General features: G+C 43.0%; 22 protein-coding genes. 18 read left to right on the plus strand and 4 right to left on the minus strand.

Going from position 1 to position 24,097, the window contains the following annotated elements; genetic code table 11:
• Positions 1-28 precede the first annotated feature (28 nt).
• Complete coding sequence (speD, locus tag ACSSVW_RS13355; RefSeq protein WP_036973370.1) at positions 29-841, plus strand: adenosylmethionine decarboxylase; 813 nt, start codon at positions 29-31, stop codon at positions 839-841.
• A 52-nt stretch (positions 842-893) separates the two neighbouring features.
• On the opposite strand, the gene ACSSVW_RS13360 is transcribed toward speD, so the two are convergent.
• Positions 894-2,222 (minus strand): M24 family metallopeptidase, encoded by a 1,329-nt coding sequence (locus tag ACSSVW_RS13360; RefSeq protein WP_454179477.1) that lies wholly within the window; start codon positions 2,220-2,222, stop codon positions 894-896.
• Positions 2,223-2,367: 145 nt separating this feature from the next.
• Here ACSSVW_RS13360 and ACSSVW_RS13365 point away from each other — a divergent pair, with 145 nt between their 5' ends.
• Both ACSSVW_RS13365 and ACSSVW_RS13370 read left to right on the plus strand, forming a co-directional pair.
• A complete protein-coding gene (locus ACSSVW_RS13365) occupies positions 2,368-3,843 on the plus strand; it encodes an NAD(P)H-hydrate dehydratase (RefSeq protein ID WP_454179519.1) in 1,476 nt (491 codons plus the stop codon).
• Between the two features lie 242 nt (positions 3,844-4,085).
• Entirely contained in the window at positions 4,086-5,588 is a 1,503-nt protein-coding gene (locus tag ACSSVW_RS13370) for a S41 family peptidase (RefSeq protein WP_454179478.1), read from the plus strand.
• A 65-nt stretch (positions 5,589-5,653) separates the two neighbouring features.
• Here the strand turns inward: ACSSVW_RS13370 and groL are convergent, their stop codons facing one another.
• The 3 genes from groL to ACSSVW_RS13385 all read right to left on the minus strand — a co-directional run bounded on the left by groL (position 5,654) and on the right by ACSSVW_RS13385 (position 8,259).
• Positions 5,654-7,300 carry a chaperonin GroEL gene (groL, locus tag ACSSVW_RS13375; RefSeq protein ID WP_075594292.1) on the minus strand — a complete coding sequence of 549 codons (1,647 nt, stop codon included), beginning with the start codon at positions 7,298-7,300 and terminating at the stop codon, positions 5,654-5,656.
• Positions 7,301-7,351: 51 nt separating this feature from the next.
• Positions 7,352-7,639 (minus strand): co-chaperone GroES, encoded by a 288-nt coding sequence (locus tag ACSSVW_RS13380; protein WP_036973362.1) that lies wholly within the window; start codon positions 7,637-7,639, stop codon positions 7,352-7,354.
• Between the two features lie 143 nt (positions 7,640-7,782).
• A complete protein-coding gene (locus ACSSVW_RS13385) occupies positions 7,783-8,259 on the minus strand; it encodes an FxsA family protein (RefSeq protein ID WP_036973751.1) in 477 nt (158 codons plus the stop codon).
• Between the two features lie 161 nt (positions 8,260-8,420).
• On the opposite strand from ACSSVW_RS13385, the gene cutA reads away from it, so the two are divergent.
• The 15 genes from cutA to ACSSVW_RS13460 all read left to right on the plus strand — a co-directional run bounded on the left by cutA (position 8,421) and on the right by ACSSVW_RS13460 (position 24,087).
• On the plus strand, positions 8,421-8,741 hold the full coding sequence (cutA, locus tag ACSSVW_RS13390; protein ID WP_036973361.1) for a divalent-cation tolerance protein CutA: 321 nt from the start codon (positions 8,421-8,423) through the stop codon (positions 8,739-8,741).
• The gene (locus ACSSVW_RS13395) at positions 8,741-10,582 is read left to right on the plus strand and encodes a protein-disulfide reductase DsbD (RefSeq protein ID WP_454179479.1); all 1,842 of its coding nucleotides are present in this window, start codon (positions 8,741-8,743) and stop codon (positions 10,580-10,582) included. Before cutA ends, ACSSVW_RS13395 begins: the two co-directional genes overlap by 1 nt.
• 350 nt (positions 10,583-10,932) lie before the next feature.
• The gene (gene aroQ / locus ACSSVW_RS13400; RefSeq protein WP_036973359.1) at positions 10,933-11,385 is read left to right on the plus strand and encodes a type II 3-dehydroquinate dehydratase; all 453 of its coding nucleotides are present in this window, start codon (positions 10,933-10,935) and stop codon (positions 11,383-11,385) included.
• A gap of 30 nt (positions 11,386-11,415) precedes the next feature.
• On the plus strand, positions 11,416-11,877 hold the full coding sequence (accB, locus tag ACSSVW_RS13405) for an acetyl-CoA carboxylase biotin carboxyl carrier protein (protein ID WP_036973358.1): 462 nt from the start codon (positions 11,416-11,418) through the stop codon (positions 11,875-11,877).
• Between the two features lie 23 nt (positions 11,878-11,900).
• Positions 11,901-13,241: an acetyl-CoA carboxylase biotin carboxylase subunit gene (gene accC / locus ACSSVW_RS13410; RefSeq protein WP_036973357.1), complete on the plus strand. Its 1,341-nt coding sequence runs from the start codon at positions 11,901-11,903 to the stop codon at positions 13,239-13,241.
• A 143-nt stretch (positions 13,242-13,384) separates the two neighbouring features.
• Positions 13,385-13,855 (plus strand): tRNA (adenosine(37)-N6)-threonylcarbamoyltransferase complex ATPase subunit type 1 TsaE, encoded by a 471-nt coding sequence (gene tsaE / locus ACSSVW_RS13415; RefSeq protein ID WP_036973356.1) that lies wholly within the window; start codon positions 13,385-13,387, stop codon positions 13,853-13,855.
• Positions 13,856-13,890: 35 nt separating this feature from the next.
• Positions 13,891-15,234: an N-acetylmuramoyl-L-alanine amidase gene (locus tag ACSSVW_RS13420; protein WP_065979395.1), complete on the plus strand. Its 1,344-nt coding sequence runs from the start codon at positions 13,891-13,893 to the stop codon at positions 15,232-15,234.
• Positions 15,235-15,257: 23 nt separating this feature from the next.
• Entirely contained in the window at positions 15,258-17,111 is a 1,854-nt protein-coding gene (gene mutL, locus ACSSVW_RS13425; protein WP_454179480.1) for a DNA mismatch repair endonuclease MutL, read from the plus strand.
• A gap of 6 nt (positions 17,112-17,117) precedes the next feature.
• Positions 17,118-18,035, plus strand: a complete 918-nt coding sequence (miaA, locus tag ACSSVW_RS13430; RefSeq protein WP_036973353.1) for a tRNA (adenosine(37)-N6)-dimethylallyltransferase MiaA — start codon at positions 17,118-17,120, stop codon at positions 18,033-18,035.
• Between the two features lie 79 nt (positions 18,036-18,114).
• Positions 18,115-18,378: an RNA chaperone Hfq gene (gene hfq / locus ACSSVW_RS13435; protein WP_036973352.1), complete on the plus strand. Its 264-nt coding sequence runs from the start codon at positions 18,115-18,117 to the stop codon at positions 18,376-18,378.
• A gap of 17 nt (positions 18,379-18,395) precedes the next feature.
• Positions 18,396-19,685 (plus strand): ribosome rescue GTPase HflX, encoded by a 1,290-nt coding sequence (gene hflX, locus ACSSVW_RS13440; RefSeq protein WP_036973351.1) that lies wholly within the window; start codon positions 18,396-18,398, stop codon positions 19,683-19,685.
• 91 nt (positions 19,686-19,776) lie between these two features.
• Positions 19,777-20,943, plus strand: a complete 1,167-nt coding sequence (gene hflK, locus ACSSVW_RS13445) for an FtsH protease activity modulator HflK (RefSeq protein ID WP_036973350.1) — start codon at positions 19,777-19,779, stop codon at positions 20,941-20,943.
• 5 nt (positions 20,944-20,948) lie between these two features.
• The gene (hflC, locus tag ACSSVW_RS13450; protein WP_036973349.1) at positions 20,949-21,827 is read left to right on the plus strand and encodes a protease modulator HflC; all 879 of its coding nucleotides are present in this window, start codon (positions 20,949-20,951) and stop codon (positions 21,825-21,827) included.
• A gap of 225 nt (positions 21,828-22,052) precedes the next feature.
• Positions 22,053-23,366 carry an adenylosuccinate synthase gene (locus tag ACSSVW_RS13455; protein ID WP_036973348.1) on the plus strand — a complete coding sequence of 438 codons (1,314 nt, stop codon included), beginning with the start codon at positions 22,053-22,055 and terminating at the stop codon, positions 23,364-23,366.
• Positions 23,367-23,478: 112 nt separating this feature from the next.
• Positions 23,479-24,087 (plus strand): tetratricopeptide repeat protein, encoded by a 609-nt coding sequence (locus ACSSVW_RS13460; RefSeq protein ID WP_036973347.1) that lies wholly within the window; start codon positions 23,479-23,481, stop codon positions 24,085-24,087.
• Positions 24,088-24,097: the final 10 nt, after the last annotated feature.

A 24,097-nucleotide genomic window follows, 5' to 3' on the forward strand; every position in this document is an offset into this window, starting at 1 on the left:
GTTTCACTCGTTTAAAGGTTGGTTTAGCATGAATAAACCCTTCGATAAAATTAAGCTTCATGGCTTTAATAATTTAACTAAGAGCTTAAGCTTCAGTATTTACGATATTTGCTACGCGAAGACTGAACAACAGCGTAAAGAATATATTGAATATATCGACGAACAGTACAGTGCTGATCGCCTTACCGATATTTTAGGTGAAGTAGTGGACATTATTGGTGCAAACATTTTGAATGTTTCTCGCCAAGATTATGATCCGCAAGGTGCCAGTGTAACAATTCTGATCTCAGAAGAGCCAATTGAGCAGCAAACAACGTACGACGTTGATGAAGCGCCGGGTCCACTTCCTGAAACTGTGGTAGCACACTTAGATAAAAGTCATATCTGTGTTCACACTTACCCAGAAGCGCACCCTGATGATGGTATTTGTACTTTCCGGGCTGATATCGAAGTATCAACGTGTGGCATTATTTCGCCACTGAAAGCGTTGAACTTCTTAATTCACAGCCTTGAGTCAGATGTAGTAACAATTGACTACCGTGTTCGTGGTTTCACGCGTGATGTTGATGGTGTGAAACACTATATCGACCATGCGATCAATTCTATTCAGAATTACATGACTGAAGATACAAAAGAAGCGTACCAAATGATGGACGTAAACGTGTATCAAGAAAACTTGTTCCACACTAAAATGATGTTAAAAGAAACCGACTTAAATACCTATTTATTCGGTGTATCTACATCTGATTTGTCAGAAGACGAAGAAGAAGAGATCCGCTCTAAGCTAACACGCGAGATGCAAGAAATCTTCTACGGTCGTAACTTACCTGACACTGAGTAGTCACTGGTAACGTATTAAAAAAACGGCGCATAAAATTATTATGCGCCATTTTTTATTTTATAAGCAGTAACTCAGTTTGTCTGCCATTTAGATACCACACCCCTGATTTATCGAAAAACGCATCTTCTTCGAGCATAATTCGAATTTCTTTATTCCATTGTTTTATAAAAACGGCGTTGTTTAATTCAATCGAATACGCGGTATTTAAGTGCAGTGGATAGTCGCCATCGCCAGCAACCCCTTGTTGTGAATCCCACATACCCAGCGTTGTTCCCGCAGCATGGCCATGGTAACCAATAGGGTGGGTGTATATTGTGGGCTTTAACCCTTGAGCAATCGCCTCTGCACGAGACTCTTTTAGTACTTCATTACCCGTTTTACCGGCTGCAAAGTGTGAGGTGAAAATATCTTGTAATTGATTGCCACTTTTTAAGGCATTCACTAAATAGTCTGGTGCCTGCGTTTCGTTTTCTTTTAACACGTAAGCATGTTGTTGAGTGTCAGTGTTCAAGCGCAAATAGGTAATGCCAAAATCAACATGCAGTAGATCACCCGCTTGAATAATGTGCTCATTATCTTTGCTAAAGCTTGTTTCATGATCAAACGTTGTTTTATCGGCACGCTGTATACTGACACTGGGATGAAACCATGTTTGTAGTTTTAATTCTCTTACCCGCTCTCTAAACCACCAGGCTAAATCGTTTGTGGTTGTTTCACCTACCTTTATCACTTTGCTTGAGAAGCCCTCAGCAATAATTTTATGCGCAATAGCCACTGCCTTTTTATACATGTCTACTTCTTCAGGTAAACGTTGCTCGAGCCACTCAATAGCGAGAGGTTCAGCAGAGATGAGCTTATCAAGGTATTTTTTAGGGAGTGCGCTTTTAAGATTATTAAAATCACCGACGACAAGACCATCGGCATGTGCCCAGTTTTGAGAGGTATTTAGGGCAATATTTTTAGGTTGGTATGTTTCAATTATGTCATTTAGAGCAAGCCATTGATCAGGTTGCTTTTGTTTATCCCATGACTTTTTGAATACCTTGCCGATTTTATATGGCGCGATAGCGTGCGCATCAACCCCACCTTGTTGGTTTCGAGCAAACACCAAAATGGTGGTGCGTCTGGCTGATAACCAAGTCGCAGGCAGCATTGTTTTTAAAATAGGATCTTCGTTATATTCTCTACTGATTAGCAGCCACATATCAATATTATGTTGCTTCATTAAAGGGGGCAGTAACGTTTTTACTCGTAATTCAATCATTTTATCAATAAATTCAGCGCGCGCTTTCATTGGTAAAATATCGACCGTATTTGCGCTTAATGGCAGGGCTAATAAGGCACAAAATAATGAAATAACCGTTTTTTTGTTATTAGTCATGGGTTAACTTTTTTTATTGTCAGTGTCTTTAGAACATAGCAATAATAAATAGACAAGACGATAAGATTAAGATGAATAACAGGTTTCTATCTACGGGGTTGCTTGCTACAGTAAATTGATAGATTGCTCAAAAATGACTAAACCAATGATTGAACATCAGTTATTTAAAGCCGAACAAATAAGAACGAATGAAGCCATTGCGGCTAAACGTTGTGGTGTTGCGATGTACACGCTTATGGAACGTGCTGGTCAGGCTGTGTTTATGCATAGCGTGAACTACTTTGCGGACGCGTTGCATTATGTGGTGTTGGTCGGCGTTGGAAACAATGCTGGTGATGGCTACATCGTTGCAAATTTGGCTAAACAAGCAGGAAAAAATGTGACAGTGATAGCCGCTGTACCTGACAAACCCTTGTCAGGAGATGCACTCACCGCACAACAAGCTTGGTTAGATGCCACAGGCGAAATCGCAACAGACTTTGCTGTGCTTGAACAGGCTGATGTTATCGTTGATGGTTTGCTTGGTACGGGTATTCAAAGTGACGTTCGCTCGCCATTTAGTGAGCTGATAAACGCGGCGAATAATAGCCGAGCGCCCATTATAGCTATCGATCTACCCTCTGGTATTCATGCCGATACTGGCGCCGTTCAAGGTATTGCAATTAAAGCGACTGTTACTGTGACCTTTGTGGGTATTAAACAAGGTTTGGTAACGGGACAAGGGCGCGCGCATGCAGGGCAATGTGAGTTTGCAGATTTAGGCATTGCTGATGCATTTGCGTTGCTGTGCCCACCCTGTGCTTTACTTATTAATCAGCAAACAATCAACTCACTACCAGCGCGTGATAACAATAGCCACAAAACCAGCCATGGTAAGTTATTGTGCATTGGGGGTAATGCAGGTACAGCAGGTGCTATTCGCTTAACGGCAGAAGCGGCACTGAGAACAGGTGCGGGTATGGTTAAGGTGTATACGCATACCAGCTCAATTCTCAGTGTAAGTATGGGAAGGCCAGAGTTAATGGTCACAGACGCTAATCTAATTGCTTCTCTTGAATGGGCAAGCTGTATTGCCATAGGTCCCGGTTTGGGGCTTGATAGTTGGTCTGAGGCTACCTTTGAAACAGTCATGCAGTACTGTTTCACCAATAATAAACCCTTAGTTATTGACGCCGATGCACTTAATTTAATTGCCCAACATGCGTCGTCATTTCCACTGACAAACACGGTTATCACTCCTCACCCCGGTGAAGCCGCACGGCTGCTTAATTGCAGCACCTCAGACATAGAAACTGACCGTTTTGCAGCGGTCAAACGTTTAGCGCACAGCTATACCACAACCTGCGTACTAAAAGGGGCTGGCACATTAATTAGCAATAACAATAAAACCTGGGTCTGCACAGATGGTAATCCAGCCCTTGCTGTTGGGGGGAGTGGAGATGTACTCACTGGCGTTATTGCAGCCCTAATTGCACAAGGGCTAGATACTCAGCAAGCAGCCTGCCTAGGGGTCTGCTTACATGCAAAAGCGGGTGATATCGCTGCTGAGCGTGATGGTGAGCGTGGTATGTTGCCAAGTGATTTGTTTATGATAGTCAGAGAGTTAGTTAATTCACCTTAACAAGCCATAAATTAAAGGGCCAATTTCATTTATGCCCATTCGCCTCATAAACAGCTCACAATCATTAAGTATTATTGTAGGTTGTATCAGAGTGTTTCAAAATGGTGGGCTCTTGTGTCGACAGTGTGGGTTTTATTTTTTAGTCATTAGTTATAAATTAAACAATATGTAGCACGGTTAATAGTCGCGTTGCTATTACATGTATACCCACTGTTTGGATTAAAATAATTAAAAGGATTTATATGAATAAAGCGGTTAATTTATACTTGCCTCTACTCGTGAGTGGCATAGCCTTAGTCACTGCAAGTGTGAGTGTGCAAGCTGACAGCTCTCATCCCGTAAAACACTTTCCAAAAACAGCAACCCAGTGGAAAGCCACTACACAAAAAGATATTGAAGCTGCTTATCAGCAATCAGTCGATAATCACCCCGGCATGTTTGATAGCGATAACCCAGGGTTTCCACAATTACTGTTTAATGCCAAGCAACACGCTTTAATGCTTTCCGACCAAGTAGAAAATGCACAAGGTTACGCAGCCGCAATTGCACGTTTTAATTCGGTTTTGCAAGATGGTCACGCTGGGGCAGTTGCACTGTTACCTGACGACGTTAAGTTGCCACGACGCTGGCCCGGGTTTTCTGCAGTATGGCGTGGTGATGGCTTAAAAGTGTATTACAGCGAGCATGATAAAGTAACGAAAGGGGATAAAATAGTGCGCTGTAATAACACGCCTATTGAACCCTTAATGCGCGATACCCTGTTTAAATTTTATGGTGAAGTTGATCAACCCGGTCATTGGTGGAACCAAGGATGGCGATTATTAGTGGATGATGGAAACCCATTTCTAACCCCCTTTAAAAGTTGTGATTTTGTGAAAGTCAGTGGCGCGACGTATAGCGTTAGACTTGAATGGTCTGAGCGCCCAAAAAATGTTCGCCAGCACTTAGTAAATGCTTACAATGGTGATGAGCTCGAGGTAGGCCTGCACTGGGCAACTCAAGAGATTGCTTGGGTAGCAATGCCTTCATTTTCACCAAATGAAGAACAAAAAGCACGTTACCGACAACTCTTCACTGATTTAGCCGAGCAGCGTGAACAGTTGCTAACGGCTAAAGCGGTGATATTCGATCTTCGCCATAATCAAGGTGGCTCAACATATTGGAGTATGAAAATTGCTGAGCAACTTTGGGGGCCGCAGCATGTGACATCACGAAGAGAGCAGTTAGCTAAAAATACACGCGTTTGGTGGCGAGCATCCAAAGATAATACGCAATACCTTGAGTCATTAAAAACAAAAGTGCAAGACCAGCCCGAGGTCTTCGCTATAGTAAAACAAGTCTCAGCAGGTATGCAGACGGCGTTAGATATGGGTGAACCTTTTTATATTGAGAAGAAGCCAGCAACGACACCGGTCTTAGATGAAGTATCTGAAAGCGATTTTAACACTAAAGCCATCGTTATAGTGCCCGGACAATGTGCCAGTGCGTGTCTGGATGCAATCGATACTTTTAAGTTATTTTCAAATACAGTGTTATTTGGTGCGCCGAGCAGTGCTGATTCAACCTATATGGATGTTCGATTTGTTGATACTCCCTCAGGGTTAAGCAAAGTGATAATCCCTAACAAAGTTTATGTAAACAGAGCGCGCGGTAAGGGGGATTTTTACTGGCCTGATATTCCATACCATGGCGTTGACTGGACAACAGAGGTGTTATTAGAACACATTGAGCGTGTTATAAAGTAAAGTGATCTGTAGAGATAAAAAACCCAGCCGAAGCTGGGTTTTTTAAGCGAAGTGCTTGGAGTGGACTACATCATGCCGCCCATTCCACCCATGCCGCCCATGCCGCCCATATCAGGGGCACCAGCGTCATCTTTTGGGATTTCAGCAACCATTGCTTCAGTTGTGATCATAAGACCCGCGATTGAAGCTGCGTACTGTAGTGCAGAACGCGTTACTTTAGTTGGGTCTAGGATACCCATTTCGATCATGTCGTTGTATTCGCCAGACGCTGCGTTATAACCGTAGTTACCTTCACCGCCTTTCACATTGTTAACAACAACAGATGCTTCGTCGCCTGCGTTTGTAACGATTTGACGCAGTGGTGCTTCCATCGCACGAAGTGCAACTTTAATACCGTGACTTTGGTCTTCATTGTCACCAATTAAGTCTACCAGCTTGTTTGCAGCGCGCACTAATGCAACACCACCACCCGGTACAACACCTTCTTCAACCGCTGCGCGAGTTGCGTGTAATGCATCTTCTACGCGGTCTTTCTTCTCTTTCATTTCGATTTCAGTTGCTGCGCCAACTTTGATTACTGCAACACCGCCAGCTAGTTTAGCCATACGCTCTTGTAGTTTTTCTTTATCGTAGTCAGACGTTGCTTCTTCGATTTGTGCTTTGATTTGTGCTACACGGCCATTGATACCGTCTTCTTCACCTGCGCCATCGATGATTGTTGTGTCATCTTTAGTGATCACAACGCGCTTCGCTGTACCGAGGTCTTCAACTGTTGCTTTTTCAAGTTCTAAACCGATTTCTTCAGAAATTACAGTACCACCCGTTAAGACTGCGATGTCTTGTAGCATTGCTTTACGACGGTCGCCAAAACCAGGTGCTTTAACCGCAGATACTTTAACGATACCGCGCATGTTGTTCACAACAAGCGTTGCAAGTGCTTCACCTTCAAGGTCTTCAGCAATAATTAATAAAGGCTTGCTTGCTTTAGCAACCGCTTCTAATGTAGGTAGTAACTCACGGATGTTAGATACTTTTTTATCTACAAGTAGAATGAATGGGTTATCAAGCTCTACAGCGCCTTTTTCGGCGTTGTTGATGAAGTAAGGAGACAGGTAACCGCGGTCAAACTGCATACCTTCAACAACGTCTAATTCGTTTTCTAGTGACTGACCTTCTTCAACAGTGATAACACCTGAATCACGACCCACTTTTTCCATTGCTTCAGCAATAATGTTACCAATTTCGCTATCAGAGTTAGCAGAAATAGTACCTACTTGGGCAATCGCTTTTGTGTCAGCACAAGGAACAGACAATGCTTTAAGCTCTTCAACAGCTGCTGTAACCGCTTTGTCGATACCGCGCTTAAGATCCATTGGGTTCATGCCTGCGGCAACTGCTTTTAAGCCTTCGTTTACGATAGCTTGCGCTAATACTGTTGCAGTTGTTGTACCGTCACCTGCAGCGTCATTCGCTTTTGACGCTACTTCTTTAACCATTTGTGCGCCCATGTTCTCGAACTTGTCTTCAAGCTCGATTTCTTTTGCAACAGACACACCATCTTTAGTGATGACTGGCGCACCGAATGATTTGTCTAAAACAACATTACGGCCTTTAGGACCTAAAGTTACTCTTACTGCGTTTGCTAAAATATTTACGCCTGTTAGCATTTTGCCACGTGCGTCACTTGCAAAAAGTACTTCTTTTGCTGCCATGATTTAATTCCTCTTAAATTCTGTAAACGGGTTGCTAAACGAAAAGTAGGATTAACCTACAATGCCTAGAATGTTATCTTCACGCATGATCAGGTACTCTTGACCTTCGATCTTTTCAGCTTTTTCAACATAAGAGCCAAACAGCACAGTGTCACCGGCTTTTACTTCTAATGCTCTTACCTCACCGTTGTCTAATACACGGCCATTACCAACAGCGATAACTTCTCCGCGCGTTGATTTTTCAGCTGCAGAGCCAGTTAAAACAATACCGCCAGCAGACTTAGTTTCTTCTTCTAGACGCTTAACGATGACGCGATCATGTAAAGGACGAATGTTCATTTATTTAGTTCTCCTAACAGTTTCTGAACAGTACAGAAAAAATCTTGTGTTATGCAGGGGAGTGCTAAAGCCACCCGTTGCGTTTCATTGCCTTCAATAATGGGGGTGGCTTAAAAAAATCCAAGTATAAAAATTAAAAATTTTTAATCTTTTCGCTCAAATTCGCCATCAATGGTTGTTGGCTGGTGAGTTGGCTCTTCATGTTGGCTGGTTTTACTATGATATTGAAAGTGTGCAGCGCCTTGATTCATTTGTGAGCTCATACGTACAGTCGCTTGACTGGCAAGGCCTGCCGCCAATTTATTGCGCACTACTGGCGTCAATAATAAAAAGCCAAACACGTCGGTCATAATACCAGGGGTCATCAGTAAGACACCGGCGATAATCACACACAGACCGGTAAATAACTCTTTTGCAGGCATTTGCCCTTGCGCCATTTGCAGTTGTACGTTTTGAATAGCACCAATACCTTGCTGCTTTACAAGTTTTGCACCGACAATCGCGGTGACAATGACAAGCGCTATGGTTGCAAAGCCGCCAATGACTTCACTCACTTGAATAAGCAGTGCAATCTCAACAATCGGCACTAAAATAAATAATAAAAACAAAAATCTAAACATAACGCTCTCTAAAAATGTCGCTCTTTTTTGAGTCAGTGAAATATAAATATGGGTGATCAGGTCTTTTTTCAAGGTAGAACCAAGGATCATTGAGGCCGCTACACATTGTAGTGACTATCGGCTACTATGGTGCGACTCATGTAATCAAATAAAGGTTCCTTATGACTACGCATTTTCGACTAATTTTTACTACCTGTGCAAATGAGAATGAAGCGCGTCTGCTGGCTCAGCACCTAGTTAAAGAAAAGCTAGCGGCCTGTGTGAACATTTTGCCGACCATTGAATCTATTTACATGTGGGAAGGTGAAGTGACTCAAGCCAAAGAGAGTAAGTTACTGATCAAAACAAAATCAGAAAAAATGAATGAGGTGATCCAAACTATCAAGAAGTTGCATAGTTATGAGGTGCCAGAAATTCAGGTCGTTGATGTCGCAACAGGCAATTTAGCCTATTTTAATTGGATGGATGAGGTACTTAATTAATGCGATCGTTCTTTTTATTACTCTGCGCACTGTGGTTATTGCCAGCCAGTGCAAGTAATAGCAATTTACTCGGAAATTTACTGCAACAACCAGCAGAACACACTTTTCTTCCTGTGGATCAGGCCTTTGTTTTTGATTTTGATCAGCAAGGTAACACCCTCTTCATTGGCTGGGACATAGCGCCAGACTATTACTTATATAAAAAGAAAGTCGAAATAATTGCCAAAGGAGCTGATATTGAAATTCCAGACCTTGGCAAAGGTGAAATAATCGAAGATGAGTTTTTTGGCAGAACCGAGGTTTTTTTTGATTCCTTAAGTATCATCTCAAAATTAAGCAACGTGACAGAAGATGCCGTTGTAAAAGTGCGATTTCAGGGCTGTGCAGAGGCTGGCTTATGTTATCCGCCAGAAGTTAGAACCATCCCTCTTTCAGTCATCGCCGGTGAGCAGGTTACCGACAGTGCATCTGCGGGTAATGCATTAGCGGCATTAACAGCCAATGCTGAGTCTTTAGAAAATGCAGAGCCTTCAAAAACAGAACAAAAAAATACATCTGCAGCTCCCAAGGGGGAGCAGTCTTATACAGATAAATTAGCCTCACAGGGATTACTGACTAATTTAGTGATTTTCTTCTTGGTGGGTGTGGGTCTGGCCTTTACGCCGTGTGTTTTTCCGATGTTTCCAATTTTATCGAGCTTAATAGCAGGCCAGCAAAACCTTTCAACGAAAAAAGCATTTTCATTATCTTTTGTCTATGTACAAGGTATGGCTGTGACATATGCTGCGTTAGGTTTGGTGGTTGCTTCACTGGGTGGACAAGTTCAAGGGTATTTACAGCACCCAACCGTACTGATTAGCTTTAGTATTTTGTTTGTATTGCTGGCCATGTCGATGTTTGGTTGGTACGAAATTAAATTGCCAAGCGGCATGATGAATAAGCTCACTCAGGTGAGTAACCAGCAAAAAGGCGGCAACTATGTTGGCGTGTTTATGATGGGGGTGTTGTCGGGTTTAATCGCGTCACCTTGTACCACGGCACCGTTATCAGCAGCCCTGCTTTATGTTGCACAAAGTGGCGACTACTTGGTAGGCGGCTTGACGCTTTATGTACTCAGCTTAGGTATGGGCTTACCGTTATTATTACTTGGCACGTCAGGTGGTAAATTACTTCCTAAAGCCGGCGGTTGGATGGAACAGGTTAAAATTTTGTTCGGCTTTATTATGTTGGTTGTGCCACTCATTTTATTAGAGCGAATTGTTGATATTGAAATCATTTGGTTGATGGCCGGTTTACTTGCACTTGCAACCGCGTTGTATTTACACCATTGGCAAAGTGGTCAGTCGCAAAGTAAGCTAAAAACGGTTTTATGGTTTGCGGCAACGTTATTAGTCATTACAGGGGCTTCGTTAACGAAAAACTACTTTTGGCCGACTAAATCAGTGGTTACTAATGTGGCAGAGCAAAACCACGGCTTTACACAAGTGGCGAACCTAGCAGAGCTTAAAGATAAAATTAGTGATGCAAATAGCCAAGGCCGTTTAGTGATGGTGGATCTGTATGCCGATTGGTGTGTTGCGTGTAAAGAATTTGAGCATTACACCTTTCCAGATGCCAATGTGCAAAGTGAGTTTGCTCATTTTGAGTTAATTCAAATTGATTTAACCGAAAGTGATGCAAAAACCATTGAGTTAATGGAAGAGTACACGGTGTTTGGTTTACCAAGTATTTTGTTTTTTGATACCCAAGGTAACGAGTTAGCCGAGCAACGAGTCACGGGCTTTTTAAATGCGAAAGACTTTGCCGAACATTTAGCAAAAGTACGAAATAACGCAAAATAAACGGTTAATTGCATCGAACAAGCTGAACGCCACTCAATTGAGTGGCGTTTTTATTTTTAAAAGAGCACTTCATGTAAAATCTAATACATTAGGTTTAATTTTAAACGGTTTGAATAATTAATCACCCTAATAAAACAACAAGGATAACTTGTCGCAGCTCCTTGTCACACGTACGATGCGCCTTGTTTAAGAGTGATTAGACCAGTATTTTGCTGCTATTTACGTCGAAATATCTATAATAGGTGGTTAACGTGAGAAATAGTTGCTATTTTACATTTACCCTCTTAAGTTAAGCAGGGGTTTATGTTGAATATGTTTAAACTAGTTACTTAAAGGATATATCGCGTATTATGGCTGCAAAATTCAGACTTTTAGTTATAAATGGGCCAAATTTAAACATGCTTGGCAAGCGTGAACCTGAAAAGTATGGCACACAATCTCTTGACGAGATTATGGCTGAACTAAGCACGGTCGCGACGCGTTACCATGTTGATTTAACGCATTTTCAAAGTAACAGTGAAGCGGCGCTTATTGAGCGAATTCATGCAGCGTGGCAAGCGGTTGATTGTATTATTATCAACCCTGCAGCATTTACACATACAAGCGTTGCCTTACGAGATGCATTACTCAGTGTAAACATTCCCTTTTACGAGGTGCATTTAAGTAATGTACATGCACGTGAAGCATTTCGTCATCATTCGTATTTTTCGGATGTGGCACAAGGCGTTATCGTTGGATTAGGAGCAATGGGTTATAAAGTAGCACTTGAAGCTGCGGTTAATCGGTTGCAAAACACACATTAATTTTAAATAAACTAACAGGCGGGTCGTTTAATGGATATTCGCAAGATCAAAAAACTTATCGAACTAGTAGAAGAATCTGGTATTGCTGAATTAGAAATCACTGAAGGTGAAGAATCAGTACGCATTAACCGTAATAATATGAGTGCAGGTCCTGCAATGCATTATGCACCTCAACATTTTGCGGCACCAGCGCCGGCAGCAGCACCTGCTCCAGTTGCTGAAGCACCAGCGGCAGAAGCAGCACCAGCCGCACCAACCGGTCATCAAGTTAAATCACCAATGGTAGGTTCTTTCTACTCAGCAGCATCACCAGAAGCAGCGCCGTACGTAGAAGTAGGTTCAAAAGTAAATGTTGGCGATACACTGTGTATCGTTGAAGCAATGAAAATGATGAACCAAATCGAATCAGACAAAGCGGGCACAGTAAAAGCTATCTTAGTTGAAAACGGCGAGCCAGTAGAATTCGATCAACCTTTATTCATCATTGAATAATAGCGCAACAAAAGGCCAACTCTATGTTAGATAAAGTAGTCATTGCAAACCGAGGTGAAATTGCACTTCGTGTATTGCGCGCCTGCAAAGAGCTTGGGATCAAAACTGTTGCTGTGCACTCAACGGCAGACCGTGATCTTAAGCACGTGTTACTGGCAGACGAAACAATTTGTATTGGTAAACCTGCTGCGTCTGAAAGTTACTTAGATATTCCGCGCATTATTGCGGCGGCAGAAGTAACGGATGCGGTGGCGATTCACCCAGGTTATGGTTTTCTTTCTGAGAATGCAGACTTTGCTGATCAAGTAGAGCAAAGCGGCTTTGTGTTTATCGGTCCAAGAGGCGACACAATTCGTCTAATGGGCGACAAAGTATCTGCAATTGAAGCAATGCGTAAAGCTGGCGTACCATGTGTACCAGGTTCTGATGGTCCATTAACGGCTGATAATGAACGCAATATTCAAATCGCTAAGCGCATTGGTTACCCTGTAATCATTAAAGCAGCAGGCGGCGGCGGTGGTCGTGGTATGCGTGTTGTGCGTAGCGAAAAAGAATTAGTAGATTCAATCGCATTAACACAACAAGAAGCGAAGCAGTTCTTCGGTAATGGCATGGTTTACATGGAAAAATTCCTAGAAAACCCACGTCATATCGAAGTACAAGTATTAGCTGACGGCCAAGGTAACGCTGTTCACCTTGGTGAGCGTGACTGTTCAATGCAACGTCGTCACCAAAAAGTGGTTGAAGAAGCACCCGCACCGGGCATTACAGCTGAAATGCGTAAGTTCATCGGTGATCGTTGTACTCGTGCATGTATCGAAATCGGTTATCGCGGTGCAGGTACTTTTGAGTTCTTATACGAAAACGGTGAGTTCTACTTCATTGAAATGAACACCCGTATTCAAGTTGAGCACCCTGTAACAGAGATGGTAACAGGTGTTGACTTAATTAAAGAACAGCTAAAAATTGCTGCGGGTCAACCATTATCATTCACTCAAGAAGATGTGGTTATTCGTGGTCACGCCATTGAGTGTCGTATTAACGCAGAAGACCCTGAAACCTTCATTCCTTCACCGGGTAAAATCACACGATTCCACCCAGCTGGCGGTTTAGGTATTCGTTGGGACAGCCACATTTATGCTGATTACACTGTACCACCTCATTACGATTCAATGATTGGTAAGTTGATCTGTTACGGTGAAAACCGTGATGTAGCGATTGCGCGTTCACGTAATGCGTTAAACGAATTAGTTATCGACGGCATTAAGACCAACACCCCACTGCACAAGAAAATCTTGGCAGATGAAAACTTCCAAAACGGTGGTACTAATATCCACTACCTTGAGAAGAAACTCGGTCTTTAAACATAATAATGTTTACCTAAAACAAACCGGCAACTTTGCCGGTTTTTTTGTGTCAAATTCAAGGCATGGCTGATTCTCGCCTTACATAAATAATCTGGTATGATTAACAAAGTAGTGTGTTTTTAGTTTTTCATGAGGTAATAATGACCGACAGTGTTGGTTTTCCACTGGCTGATGAAGCTGCAACGGTAAACATGGGTAAGCAACTTGCGGCGTTAATGGAGCAAGGCGCGGTAATTTATTTGCACGGCGACTTAGGAGCCGGCAAAACGACTTTAACGCGTGGTATTGTTCAAGGGTTTGGTCATCAAGGTAAGGTTAAGAGTCCGACGTATACATTAGTAGAGCCTTACCAATTAACGAAAGCAGATGTCTATCACTTTGATTTATATCGTTTAGGTGACCCTGAAGAACTTGAGTATATGGGAATTCGTGACTATTTTTCACCACAGGCAATTTGTGTGGTTGAATGGCCCGAGAAAGGGGGCGAGTTTATCCCTACGCCCGATTTAGATGTCACGTTACGCTATGAAGGTGAGGCACGTGCTATTGAAATAAAGAGTTTAACTGAGCGTGGTCAGTCTATAGTTAGACAATTAAAGAGCGCGCAATAATAAAATAAATAACAATAAAAGGTGTGTTATCAAAAATGGGTCGTTGTACATTTAAACTATTAATTTTTTGGATGCTTTTGATTGTTAGTGACGTTGCGCTGGCACAAAATTCCATTAATAGCGTGCGTGTGTGGCCCTCTCCAGACAGTACTCGGGTTGTGTTTGATTTAAACGACAAACCCGATTACAGCTACTTTATGCTGAAAAATCCATCGCGTTTAGTGATTGATCTCAAAGACACCGATAAGTTAGATACACTGCCAAGTATTCCAAACAAACACCAAATAGTTTCTAAGCTGCGTTATTCGAAACCAAAAGACAGCAAAAGTGTGCGCTTTGTCTTTGAATTAACCCGAGCGACGAAGCCCGTGGTATTTGCATTATTACCTACCGACCCTTATAAGCATCGTTTAGTTGTTGACCTTGTAGATAAAACACCAAAAGCGGAGCCGATAGCGAGTACGAATAGCAGTGTCAAAAAGCGCGAGCTTAATCAAGAGCGTGATATTGTGATTGCGATTGATGCAGGGCACGGTGGGGAAGATCCCGGTTCAATAGGGCCATCAGGCACCTATGAAAAAGACATCACGTTGCAAATCGCTAAACGCTTGGAGCGAATGATTGATGCTGAGCGCGGGATGATTTCACGTATGATCCGCCGCAGTGATTATTTTGTAAACTTGAATACGCGTACCAATATTGCGCGCGAGAAAAAAGCAGACTTTTTTGTGTCTATTCATGCTGACGCCTTCACCAGTCCGCAACCTAATGGAGCCTCTGTATGGGTGTTGTCGCTGCGCCGTGCAAACTCAGAAATTGGTAAATGGATTGAGGATAAAGAAAAGCATTCGGAGCTTTTAGGCGGTGCAGCTGGGGTGTTAAAAGACACCGCTAGTGAAAAGTATTTAGCGCAAGCATTGCTTGATATGTCGATGGACCACTCAATGAAAACGGGTTTTAACGTCGCTGAAGAGGTGGTTAGAGAGCTGAAAAAAGTGGCTAAATTACATAAAAAAGAACCACAAGCAGCAAGCCTTGCAGTGCTTAAATCGCCAGATATTCCCTCTATTTTGGTCGAAACAGGGTTTATCTCGAATCCGCGTGAAGAACGTTTACTAAAAACAGCCAATCACCAAGAGCGATTAGCTAAAGCAATCTTTAAATCAATTAAAAGCTATTATTTACAAAATCCACCTGATGACTCTTTATTTGCTAAATTAAAAGCGCAATACCCAACCAAGCATAAGGTACGCCCGGGTGAATCGTTAAGCATGTTGGCGAGTCGTTATGGCACATCTGTGAGCAAGCTTAAAACGGTAAATAACCTAAAATCGAACACTTTGTTTATCGGGCAAGAGCTTGATATTCCCCAAAGCTAGTCAATTAGCGTGTTAGGAACACTATGAGTATAGAAATATTACCCGCGCGACTGGCTAACCAAATTGCAGCGGGTGAAGTGGTTGAGCGTCCCGCGTCAGTCGTTAAAGAGCTGGTTGAAAATAGTTTGGATGCCGGTGCGACGCGAATCCAAATAGATATTGAACGTGGTGGTCATAAGCTTATTCGGATTCGAGATAATGGCTCAGGTATTAATAAAGATGAGCTCACATTGGCACTATCTCGCCACGCAACCAGTAAGTTAAAGTCACTCGATGATCTGGAGAATATTTGTTCGCTGGGTTTTCGTGGTGAAGCGCTGGCCTCGATCAGCTCAGTATCACGTTTGACATTGAGCTCGAAGCCAAAAGAGCAAGAGGCTGCATGGCAAGCGTTTGCTGAAGGCCGTGATATGGCGGTGCAAGTCAAGCCAACAGCCCACCCCGATGGCACTACCATTGAGGTGAAAGACTTATTTTTTAACACCCCAGCACGACGTAAATTTTTACGCACCGAAAAAACCGAGTTTTCGCATATTGATGAGCTCATTAAGCGAATCGCTTTAAGCCGCTTCGATGTGTCGATTACGTTAACGCATAATGCCAAGGTCGTGCGTCAGTACCGTGCTAAACCAAACCCTGAGGATGCGATTACCCGTGTTGCGCAAGTCGCTGGTAAAGCATTTAGCGAACACGCTTTACATATTCAATCTGGTGAAGCGGGGCTGATGCTGCGAGGTTGGGTTTTACCTGTAGGGTCAAGCAACAGTACGCAGTACACCTATGTAAATAATCGCATGATGCGCGATAAGTTGATTCTGCATGCAATTCGTCAGGCCTTTGAAGAGGTCGCAGGGTCTGAGGAGCTACCAGGCTTCGTTATTTATATTGATATTGACCCGCGCCAAGTTGACGTTAACGTGCACCCGGCCAAACACGAAGTGCGTTTTCACCAAGGGCGCTTGGTTCATGATTTTATTCTACAAGCGATTAAACAAGTGGTCGTGCCGCTTCAGCATGACGTCGATTTTGAGTCAGGTGTTAATAACACGCACTCTGTTGCAGACACGCCGCTTAATTTCACTCAATCAAGTACGTTGCCAGTGAGTCGCCCTGCTACAAGCTATTCTGAGCAGTATGATTACCCTAAGTCGGCATTACAGCCAACGCGTCACCCTTCGTATTCATCGTCGGGTGGGGCATCGCGTGCAGGGGGCAGTGCGCCAAGTGAGCCCCGAACTAAAACGACTCATCACGATGTTAATGCGTTTTATCAAGGAATTAGCGAGCAACACGCGGCACATTTTGACCGTGTTAGCCCTGAGCCCAGTGTTGCAGCGGTAATCGATACACAACCCGCATTGACCCAGCTTATCCATGTGCAAGAGGGGCAGTGTGTATTTTGTGAAGATAACCAGTTATTTGCAGCTCACTTTAAGCATGCACTGAGCCTCGACTGGCACACTCAGGTTGAACAAGCAGGAAACCTTGAAGGCAAAGCATTGCTGTTGCCTGTGCGTGTTAATGTGAGTGATGATGACGTTAATGCGCTTAATGCGCAGCAATCTTGGTTTACGTTATTAGGGTTTGACCTCGTCATTGAAAAACATTTTGTGATGGTGAAAAAACTGCCGCCCTGTTTGTATTTATTAGATGTGAGTGATGCAATAGCACGACTTATTAGTGCCTGTCAGAGTGTTGATAGCACATTAGACGGTTGGCTTATTTGGCTTGATAGCCAAATACCGACCCGGTATTTTGCAAGCCAAGTCTTTTTGGAACAAATATCGCGACTAGAAAATAATCCACAAACAATGCAACGTTTGCGTGAAAAAGCAGTTAAAATAGAACTATCTCAGTTTTTAAACGAAGCAAGGTAATCAGGCTTGAATAACTTACCCGTCATTTTTTTAATGGGACCAACAGCTGCAGGGAAAACCGAACTGGCAATTGCATTGTGCGAGCACCTTAACACTGAAATTATCAGTGTTGACTCCGCACTTGTATATAAAGATATGAATATTGGCACGGCTAAGCCCGATGCTGATGAATTAGCGCGAGCGCCACATCATTTGATTGATATTATTGATCCAGCAGAGAGTTATTCAGTCGCAGATTTTCGTCGCGATGCAATTGAAAAGATTGATCTATTTCATCAGCAAGGTAAAGTACCTGTACTGGTTGGCGGTACAATGATGTATTTTAAATCATTACTTGATGGCTTATCACCGCTACCAGAGGCATCACCCGAAGTACGTGCTGAGCTTGAAAAAGAAGCAAAGCAGTTTGGTTGGCCGCATTTGCACAAAGAGCTTATTAAAATTGATCCTGATGCTGCGAGCAAAATGAGTGAAAATGATTCACAACGCATTAATCGTGCGCTCGAAGTGTATCGTATAACAGGTAAAACAATGACAGAGCTGCAAAAACAAAAGCAGCCTGAGTTACCTTATACTTTCCATCAATTTGCGATTGCACCTGATGATCGCAGTGAATTGCATCAGCGAATTGAGAAAAGGTTTAAAATAATGCTCGACCAGGGGTTTGAAAATGAAGTTTCATCCCTATATAAACGTAAGGATTTACACCCCGATCTGCCATCAATTCGTTGCGTAGGTTATAGACAAATGTGGGATTACATTGCAGGCGAAACTGACTATGATGAAATGGTCTTTCGTGGTATTGCAGCCACACGGCAGTTAGCCAAGCGACAGCTAACTTGGTTAAGAGGTTGGCCAAATGTTACTTGGTTAACCACGGGTGATGAAGAAAACTTGCAACGTGTAGTAAGTTCGCTAAGCTAGTAGTAGTTGAAAAAATTTAGCTTTGTTAAATGAGTTCAGCTACTTAATTATAATAACACCTAGAACGAAGGAAAATAACATGGCAAAAGGCCAGTCGTTACAAGACCCATTTTTGAATGCGTTACGTCGTGAGCGCATTCCAGTATCAATCTTTTTGGTTAATGGCATTAAACTTCAGGGTAAAATCCAGTCATTTGACCAATTTGTTATTTTACTAGAAAACACCGTAAATCAAATGGTGTATAAACACGCTATTTCTACCGTTGTTCCAGCGCGATCTGTTAACTTCCAAGGTGTACAAGGAAGTGATGATGCAGAAGAGCAAGAAGCTGGAAACTTTTAAATTTAGGAGCGTAATGCTTGTTTGACCGTTATGAAGCCGGCGAACAGGCAGTTTTAGTTCATATCGACTTACCTAAAGAGGGGGATCGCGAAGATCTTCACGAATTAGAGTTGTTGGTATCTTCTGCTGGTGTTAGTAGTTTGGCGATTGTGCAAGGCAGTCGTCAAGCACCACATCCGAAACTATTCGTCGGGACCGGAAAAGCAGAAGAAATCGCTGAAACTGTCAAAATCCACAATGCAGATGTCATCATTTTCAATCATCAACTTAGCCCGTCACAGGAGCGCAATTTAGAGCGCGTTTGCCAGTGTCGTGTACTTGATCGTACGAGTTTGATCTTGGATATTTTTGCGCAGCGAGCGCGTACCCACGAAGGTAAACTTCAAGTGGAGTTGGCTCAGCTTCGCCATATTTCTACTCGCTTGATTCGTGGTTGGACCCACCTTGAAAGACAAAAAGGCGGGATTGGTTTACGAGGACCGGGTGAAACTCAACTCGAGACAGATAGACGCTTACTGCGTGCAAGAATTAAGAATATTCGTGCCCGTTTAGATAAAGTCGCTGTTCAGCGTGAGCAGGGGCGACGTGCGCGTACTCGAAATGAAATCCCCACGGTGTCATTAGTTGGGTATACCAATGCGGGTAAGTCGACACTCTTTAACCGTATAACAAATTCTGATGTGTATGCAGCGGATCAGCTGTTTGCAACACTTGATCCAACGTTACGTAAGTTGGACATTGGAGACATTGGCCCCGTTATTTTGGCCGATACGGTGGGCTTTATTCGCCACTTACCACATGATTTAGTGGCTGCCTTTAAAGCAACATTAACAGAAACGCGTGAAGCCGATTTACAGCTTCATGTGATTGATGTGGCAGACCCCCGCCGTAAAGAAAATATAGAGCAGGTGCAATCGGTACTCAAAGAAATTGAGGCAGACGATGTACCACAATTATTGGTTTATAACAAAATTGATGCGCTAGATGACGTTGCGCCACGTATAGATAGAAACGACGAAGGGCAACCTATTCGCGTTTGGCTTTCGGCACGTACGGGGGTCGGTTGTGAGTTGTTGTCTGAGGCAATTAATGAGTTACTTGCCAAAAAAATGTTTGCCGATGAGCTTAAATTACCGCCACAACATGGGCGTATTCGTGCCGCATTATTTAATTTAAATGCTGTGCATGAAGAGCAATTTGATGAGCAAGGCAATTGGCTTTTGTCAGTCCGTTTGCCTATGGCGGAATGGAATCGTTTGAAAAAAGAAATGGGGCATGACCTCGATTCTTTTGTAGCGGCGAACTAAAAATCAGCAGCATTTGTCATTTTTAGTATGAGAAATGCTGTATATTTGATAGATTTAACCTAATTCATTTAGATAACAATGGAGTATAGCTATGGCCTGGAATGAACCGGGTAATAATGGCAATGATAAAGATCCGTGGAATAATAAAGGCGGTAAAGATCAAGGCCCACCTGATTTAGACGAGGTACTGCGTAAGTTCTCCGGCAAGTTTGGCGGTTTATTTGGTGGTAACAAACCAGGTAACAACGGCGGCGGACTTGGTGGCGCAGGCATTTCTTTCATTTTAATCATTGCCGTCATCGTATGGGCATTGAGTGGTATTTACACCGTAAAAGAAGCCGAGCGTGGTGTGGTTCTACAGTTTGGTCAATTTGACCGTATTGCTGAACCTGGCTTACGTTGGAAGATGACGTTCATCGAACGTGTTATTCCTGTTGATATTGAAGCTGTTCGTTCATTATCAGCAAAAGGGTTTATGCTCACCGAAGATGAAAACGTAGTTAATGTTGAGTTTGAAGTTCAGTACCGTGTAATTGACCCACATCTTTACAAGTTTAGTGTAACGGATGCTGATCACAGCTTACAACAGGCACTTGATAGTGCACTGCGTTATGTCATTGGTCATGTGAAAATGGACCAAGTACTCACAACAGGTCGTGAGGTAGTTCGTCAACAAACATGGGATGAACTAAACAAAATTATCGAGCCTTATAACCTCGGTATTATCGTCAGCGATGTGAACTTTAAAGACTCTCGTCCGCCGGGCGAAGTGAAAGATGCCTTTGATGATGCGATTGCAGCGCAAGAAGATGAAGAACGTTTTATTCGTGAAGCCGAAGCATATGCCCGTGAAATTGAACCGCGTGCACGTGGTCAAGTCACACGTATGACACAAGAAGCAGAAGCGTATCGCGAACGTATTACCCTTGAGGCACAGGGTGAAGTGGCACGTTTTGAAAAGTTATTACCTGAGTACCAAGCAGCAAAAGAAGTCACGCGTCAGCGTTTATATATTGATGCAATGGAACAAGTGTTAGGTAACAGCTCTAAAGTGTTAGTCGATGTGAAAGGTGGCAATAACATGCTGTATTTACCACTTGATAAAATCATGGAAAAGCAAGGCACAGCAACGCGAGTTGCACTTCCAAGCTCAAGTGATATCAAGGACCTTCGCAATAAGATAAACACATCACGAAACAGCACTGTTAATCCAAGCGGTGATCGTTTCGCTACTGACCGTTTTAATGAGGGGAGATAAACAAGATGAAAAACTTTAGTTTAGTCATACTCGCCCTTGCTCTTGTATTGTCGTTCTCAGCAGTATTTGTTGTGCAAGAAGGCGAAAAGGCAATTGTGCTGTTATTCAGCAAAGTGCAAAAAGACGACAGTGATAACGCGGTGGTGTATGGGCCTGGTTTACACCTTAAAGTCCCATTTTTTAGCCAAGTACGTCGCTTAGACGCACGTATTCAAACGCTAGATGGTGCACCAGACCGCTTTGTAACCAGCGAGAAGAAAGACTTAATTGTTGATTCGTACGTAAAATGGCGTATTAACGACTTTAGCGCTTTCTACTTGCGTGCTCGTGGTGATAAGCAATACGCTGAAACACTCCTAAAGCAAAAAGTTAATAACGGACTGCGTACTAACTTCGGTTCGCGCACTATCAGAGAAATTGTCTCTGGTGAGCGAAGTGAGCTGATGGAAGAAGCATTAGTACAAGCATCAGAAAGTGCGCAAGAGTTAGGTATCGAAGTACTTGATGTGCGTGTTAAGCAAATTAACTTACCACAAGAAGTGAGTAGCTCTATTTTCCAACGTATGCGTGCTGAACGTACTGCAGTGGCAAAAGAGCACCGTTCTGAAGGTCAGGAAAAAGCGGAAACAATTCGTGCAGAAGTCGATCGCCGAGTCACCGTTATGCTTGCTGATGCAGAGCGAAATGCACGTACTGTGCGCGGTGAGGGTGATGCGAATGCCGCAGCTATCTACGCGAACGCATACAGTAAAGATGCTGAATTCTTTAGCTTTGTTCGTAGCTTAGAAGCATACAAAAATACCTTTAAAGATAAGCAAGACGTGATGGTTCTATCACCGGATAGCGATTTCTTTAATTACATGAAAGGTTCTAAAGCACAGTAATTTACTGTCGCTGCTAAAAGCCCCGCCTATTTTGCGGGGCTTTTTTGTTTCTGAGATTGCTTAAAATATAGACTGTCTGTTTTTATAAACCTCTGTTCTGCCTGTAATTGTGCTATTAAATAAGATGATAAAAATTCAGCCGCAGAAAAAATAAGCTAAACGGGGTGATCTTTCACCTCGTTTTCTGGTAAAATCTCGTCCTAATTTTTTCTAAGTGAATTTGCAATGGGTAAAAACGTTGTTGTACTAGGCACCCAATGGGGTGACGAAGGTAAGGGTAAGGTAGTTGACCTCCTTACAGACAAAGCATCTTTAGTAGTTCGTTATCAAGGTGGTCATAACGCAGGCCATACTTTGGTGATCAACGGTGAAAAGACGGTTTTACACCTTATTCCATCGGGTGTATTACGTGACAATGTTAAGTGTGTGATCGGTAATGGTGTTGTTTTATCACCAGAAGCATTAATGAAAGAAATCGGCATGCTAGAAGAGCGTGGCGTACCAGTACGTGAACGCTTATTAATCAGCGAAGCATGTCCGCTAATTTTACCTTTCCACATTGCATTAGATTTAGCCCGTGAAAAAGCACGTGGCGATAAGCCAATCGGTACGACAGGTCGTGGTATCGGTCCAGCTTATGAAGACAAAGTAGCACGTCGTGGTATACGTGTTGGTGACTTATTTAACCCTGAACAGTTTGCTAGTAAGCTTAAAGAAGTATTGGAATACCATAACTTCACGTTAGAGCATTACTACAAAGTAGAGCCAGTGGACTTCCAAAAGACATTTGACGATGCAATGGCAATCGCTGATATCTTAAAAGCAATGGTTGTTGATGTTACTGAGCTTCTTGATCAAACACGTTTAGCGGGCGACAACATCTTATTTGAAGGTGCGCAAGGTACGTTACTTGATATCGACCACGGTACATACCCATACGTAACATCGTCTAACACTACTGCAGGTGGTGTAGCTACCGGTGCGGGCTTTGGTCCATTACACCTTGATTACGTATTAGGTATCATCAAAGCTTACACAACACGTGTAGGTTCAGGTCCATTCCCTACCGAGCTTTACGACGGTCTAGATAAACAAGACCCAGTAGGTAAGCACTTAGGTGAGAAAGGCCATGAGTTTGGTGCAACAACGGGTCGTTTACGTCGTACAGGTTGGTTAGATGCAGTGGCTATGCGCCGTGCAGTACAAATCAACAGCATCTCAGGTTTCTGTTTAACTAAACTAGACGTACTAGACGGTTTAGAAACACTGAAAATCTGTACTGGTTACCAGTTAGAAGATGGCACAGTAACGAACGTTACACCATTAGCTGCTGAAGGTTACGAGAAAGTAACACCAGTATACGAAGAGATGCCTGGTTGGTCTGAAAACACAGTTGGTGTTACTTCAGTTGAAGAGCTGCCAAAAGCAGCGATTGACTACATCAAACGTATCGAAGAAATCACTGGCGTGCCAGTTGATATCATCTCAACAGGTCCAGACCGTGTTGAAACAATGGTATTACGCAACCCGTTTGCATAATCACGATATGTTTAAAAAAAGCTGCTTCGGCAGCTTTTTTTGTGCCTAAAATTTATTCTGGAATGAAAATTGTATATTATTTACTAAGACAGATTTTCATTAAGTGATTTTGATGCGTGTTTTATTGCCTTTAACATTCCTCTTTTCAAGCCTAGCCATGGCTGAAGAGCCTATTACAGCAGTCCCTTTGTATACTGAGAGCGAGTTAATTGGCTTAATTAATAAAAATGCACATTTGGCGCGGGTAAAGGCTGATGATTGCCAGCTAGTACAAGATATTGAAGCGCGAGCCAATAAAATGGCGTTGCCATCGTATCAATTCCTGTATGGTGATATGTTAGCGTATGCGGTGTGTGTAGACCGCAATGTTGAGCTGGGTGTTTATTACATGCGCCAAGCCGCACAGCAAGGTTTTGCAGCGGCACTCGAGCAGCTTGGCCGTTACTATGATGTCGGCCAGTTAGTGCAGAAAGATAAAGCCATGGCGGTCACCTACCTCAGAGAAGCGTCGGCACAGGGAAACCTTAAAGCACAAATTCGCTTGGTTAACCTATTCAATCAAGGCTATGGCAGTCCTCGTGACTATGAAGACGCCTACCGTTGGTTATTTCACTCAATGGTGGCTGACAAAGCACAACATAAAAAAGTAGAACAGTTACTGGCTAAATTGGCTGAAAAAATGCCCGACAGCGTTGTCGCCCGCGCCCGTCTACCTGAATAAACAAAGGCCA

It is taken from the genome of Pseudoalteromonas sp. MBR-15 (assembly GCF_053628915.1).

What these genes read in the sequence shown, in the direction of transcription:
- ACSSVW_RS13370 (WP_454179478.1), top strand. Translation starts at nt 4,086, where the DNA reads ATGAATAAAGCGGTTAATTTATACTTGCCTCTACTCGTGAGTGGCATA.
- ACSSVW_RS13460 (WP_036973347.1), top strand. Translation starts at nt 23,479, where the DNA reads ATGCGTGTTTTATTGCCTTTAACATTCCTCTTTTCAAGCCTAGCCATG.
- ACSSVW_RS13455 (WP_036973348.1), top strand. Translation starts at nt 22,053, where the DNA reads ATGGGTAAAAACGTTGTTGTACTAGGCACCCAATGGGGTGACGAAGGT.
- aroQ (WP_036973359.1), top strand. Translation starts at nt 10,933, where the DNA reads ATGGCTGCAAAATTCAGACTTTTAGTTATAAATGGGCCAAATTTAAAC.
- hflK (WP_036973350.1), top strand. Translation starts at nt 19,777, where the DNA reads ATGGCCTGGAATGAACCGGGTAATAATGGCAATGATAAAGATCCGTGG.
- ACSSVW_RS13385 (WP_036973751.1), bottom strand. Translation starts at nt 8,259, where the DNA reads ATGTTTAGATTTTTGTTTTTATTATTTATTTTAGTGCCGATTGTTGAG.
- accB (WP_036973358.1), top strand. Translation starts at nt 11,416, where the DNA reads ATGGATATTCGCAAGATCAAAAAACTTATCGAACTAGTAGAAGAATCT.
- tsaE (WP_036973356.1), top strand. Translation starts at nt 13,385, where the DNA reads ATGACCGACAGTGTTGGTTTTCCACTGGCTGATGAAGCTGCAACGGTA.
- ACSSVW_RS13420 (WP_065979395.1), top strand. Translation starts at nt 13,891, where the DNA reads ATGGGTCGTTGTACATTTAAACTATTAATTTTTTGGATGCTTTTGATT.
- mutL (WP_454179480.1), top strand. Translation starts at nt 15,258, where the DNA reads ATGAGTATAGAAATATTACCCGCGCGACTGGCTAACCAAATTGCAGCG.
- ACSSVW_RS13395 (WP_454179479.1), top strand. Translation starts at nt 8,741, where the DNA reads ATGCGATCGTTCTTTTTATTACTCTGCGCACTGTGGTTATTGCCAGCC.
- groL (WP_075594292.1), bottom strand. Translation starts at nt 7,300, where the DNA reads ATGGCAGCAAAAGAAGTACTTTTTGCAAGTGACGCACGTGGCAAAATG.
- cutA (WP_036973361.1), top strand. Translation starts at nt 8,421, where the DNA reads ATGACTACGCATTTTCGACTAATTTTTACTACCTGTGCAAATGAGAAT.
- hfq (WP_036973352.1), top strand. Translation starts at nt 18,115, where the DNA reads ATGGCAAAAGGCCAGTCGTTACAAGACCCATTTTTGAATGCGTTACGT.
- hflC (WP_036973349.1), top strand. Translation starts at nt 20,949, where the DNA reads ATGAAAAACTTTAGTTTAGTCATACTCGCCCTTGCTCTTGTATTGTCG.
- ACSSVW_RS13380 (WP_036973362.1), bottom strand. Translation starts at nt 7,639, where the DNA reads ATGAACATTCGTCCTTTACATGATCGCGTCATCGTTAAGCGTCTAGAA.
- accC (WP_036973357.1), top strand. Translation starts at nt 11,901, where the DNA reads ATGTTAGATAAAGTAGTCATTGCAAACCGAGGTGAAATTGCACTTCGT.
- ACSSVW_RS13365 (WP_454179519.1), top strand. Translation starts at nt 2,368, where the DNA reads ATGATTGAACATCAGTTATTTAAAGCCGAACAAATAAGAACGAATGAA.
- ACSSVW_RS13360 (WP_454179477.1), bottom strand. Translation starts at nt 2,222, where the DNA reads ATGACTAATAACAAAAAAACGGTTATTTCATTATTTTGTGCCTTATTA.
- speD (WP_036973370.1), top strand. Translation starts at nt 29, where the DNA reads ATGAATAAACCCTTCGATAAAATTAAGCTTCATGGCTTTAATAATTTA.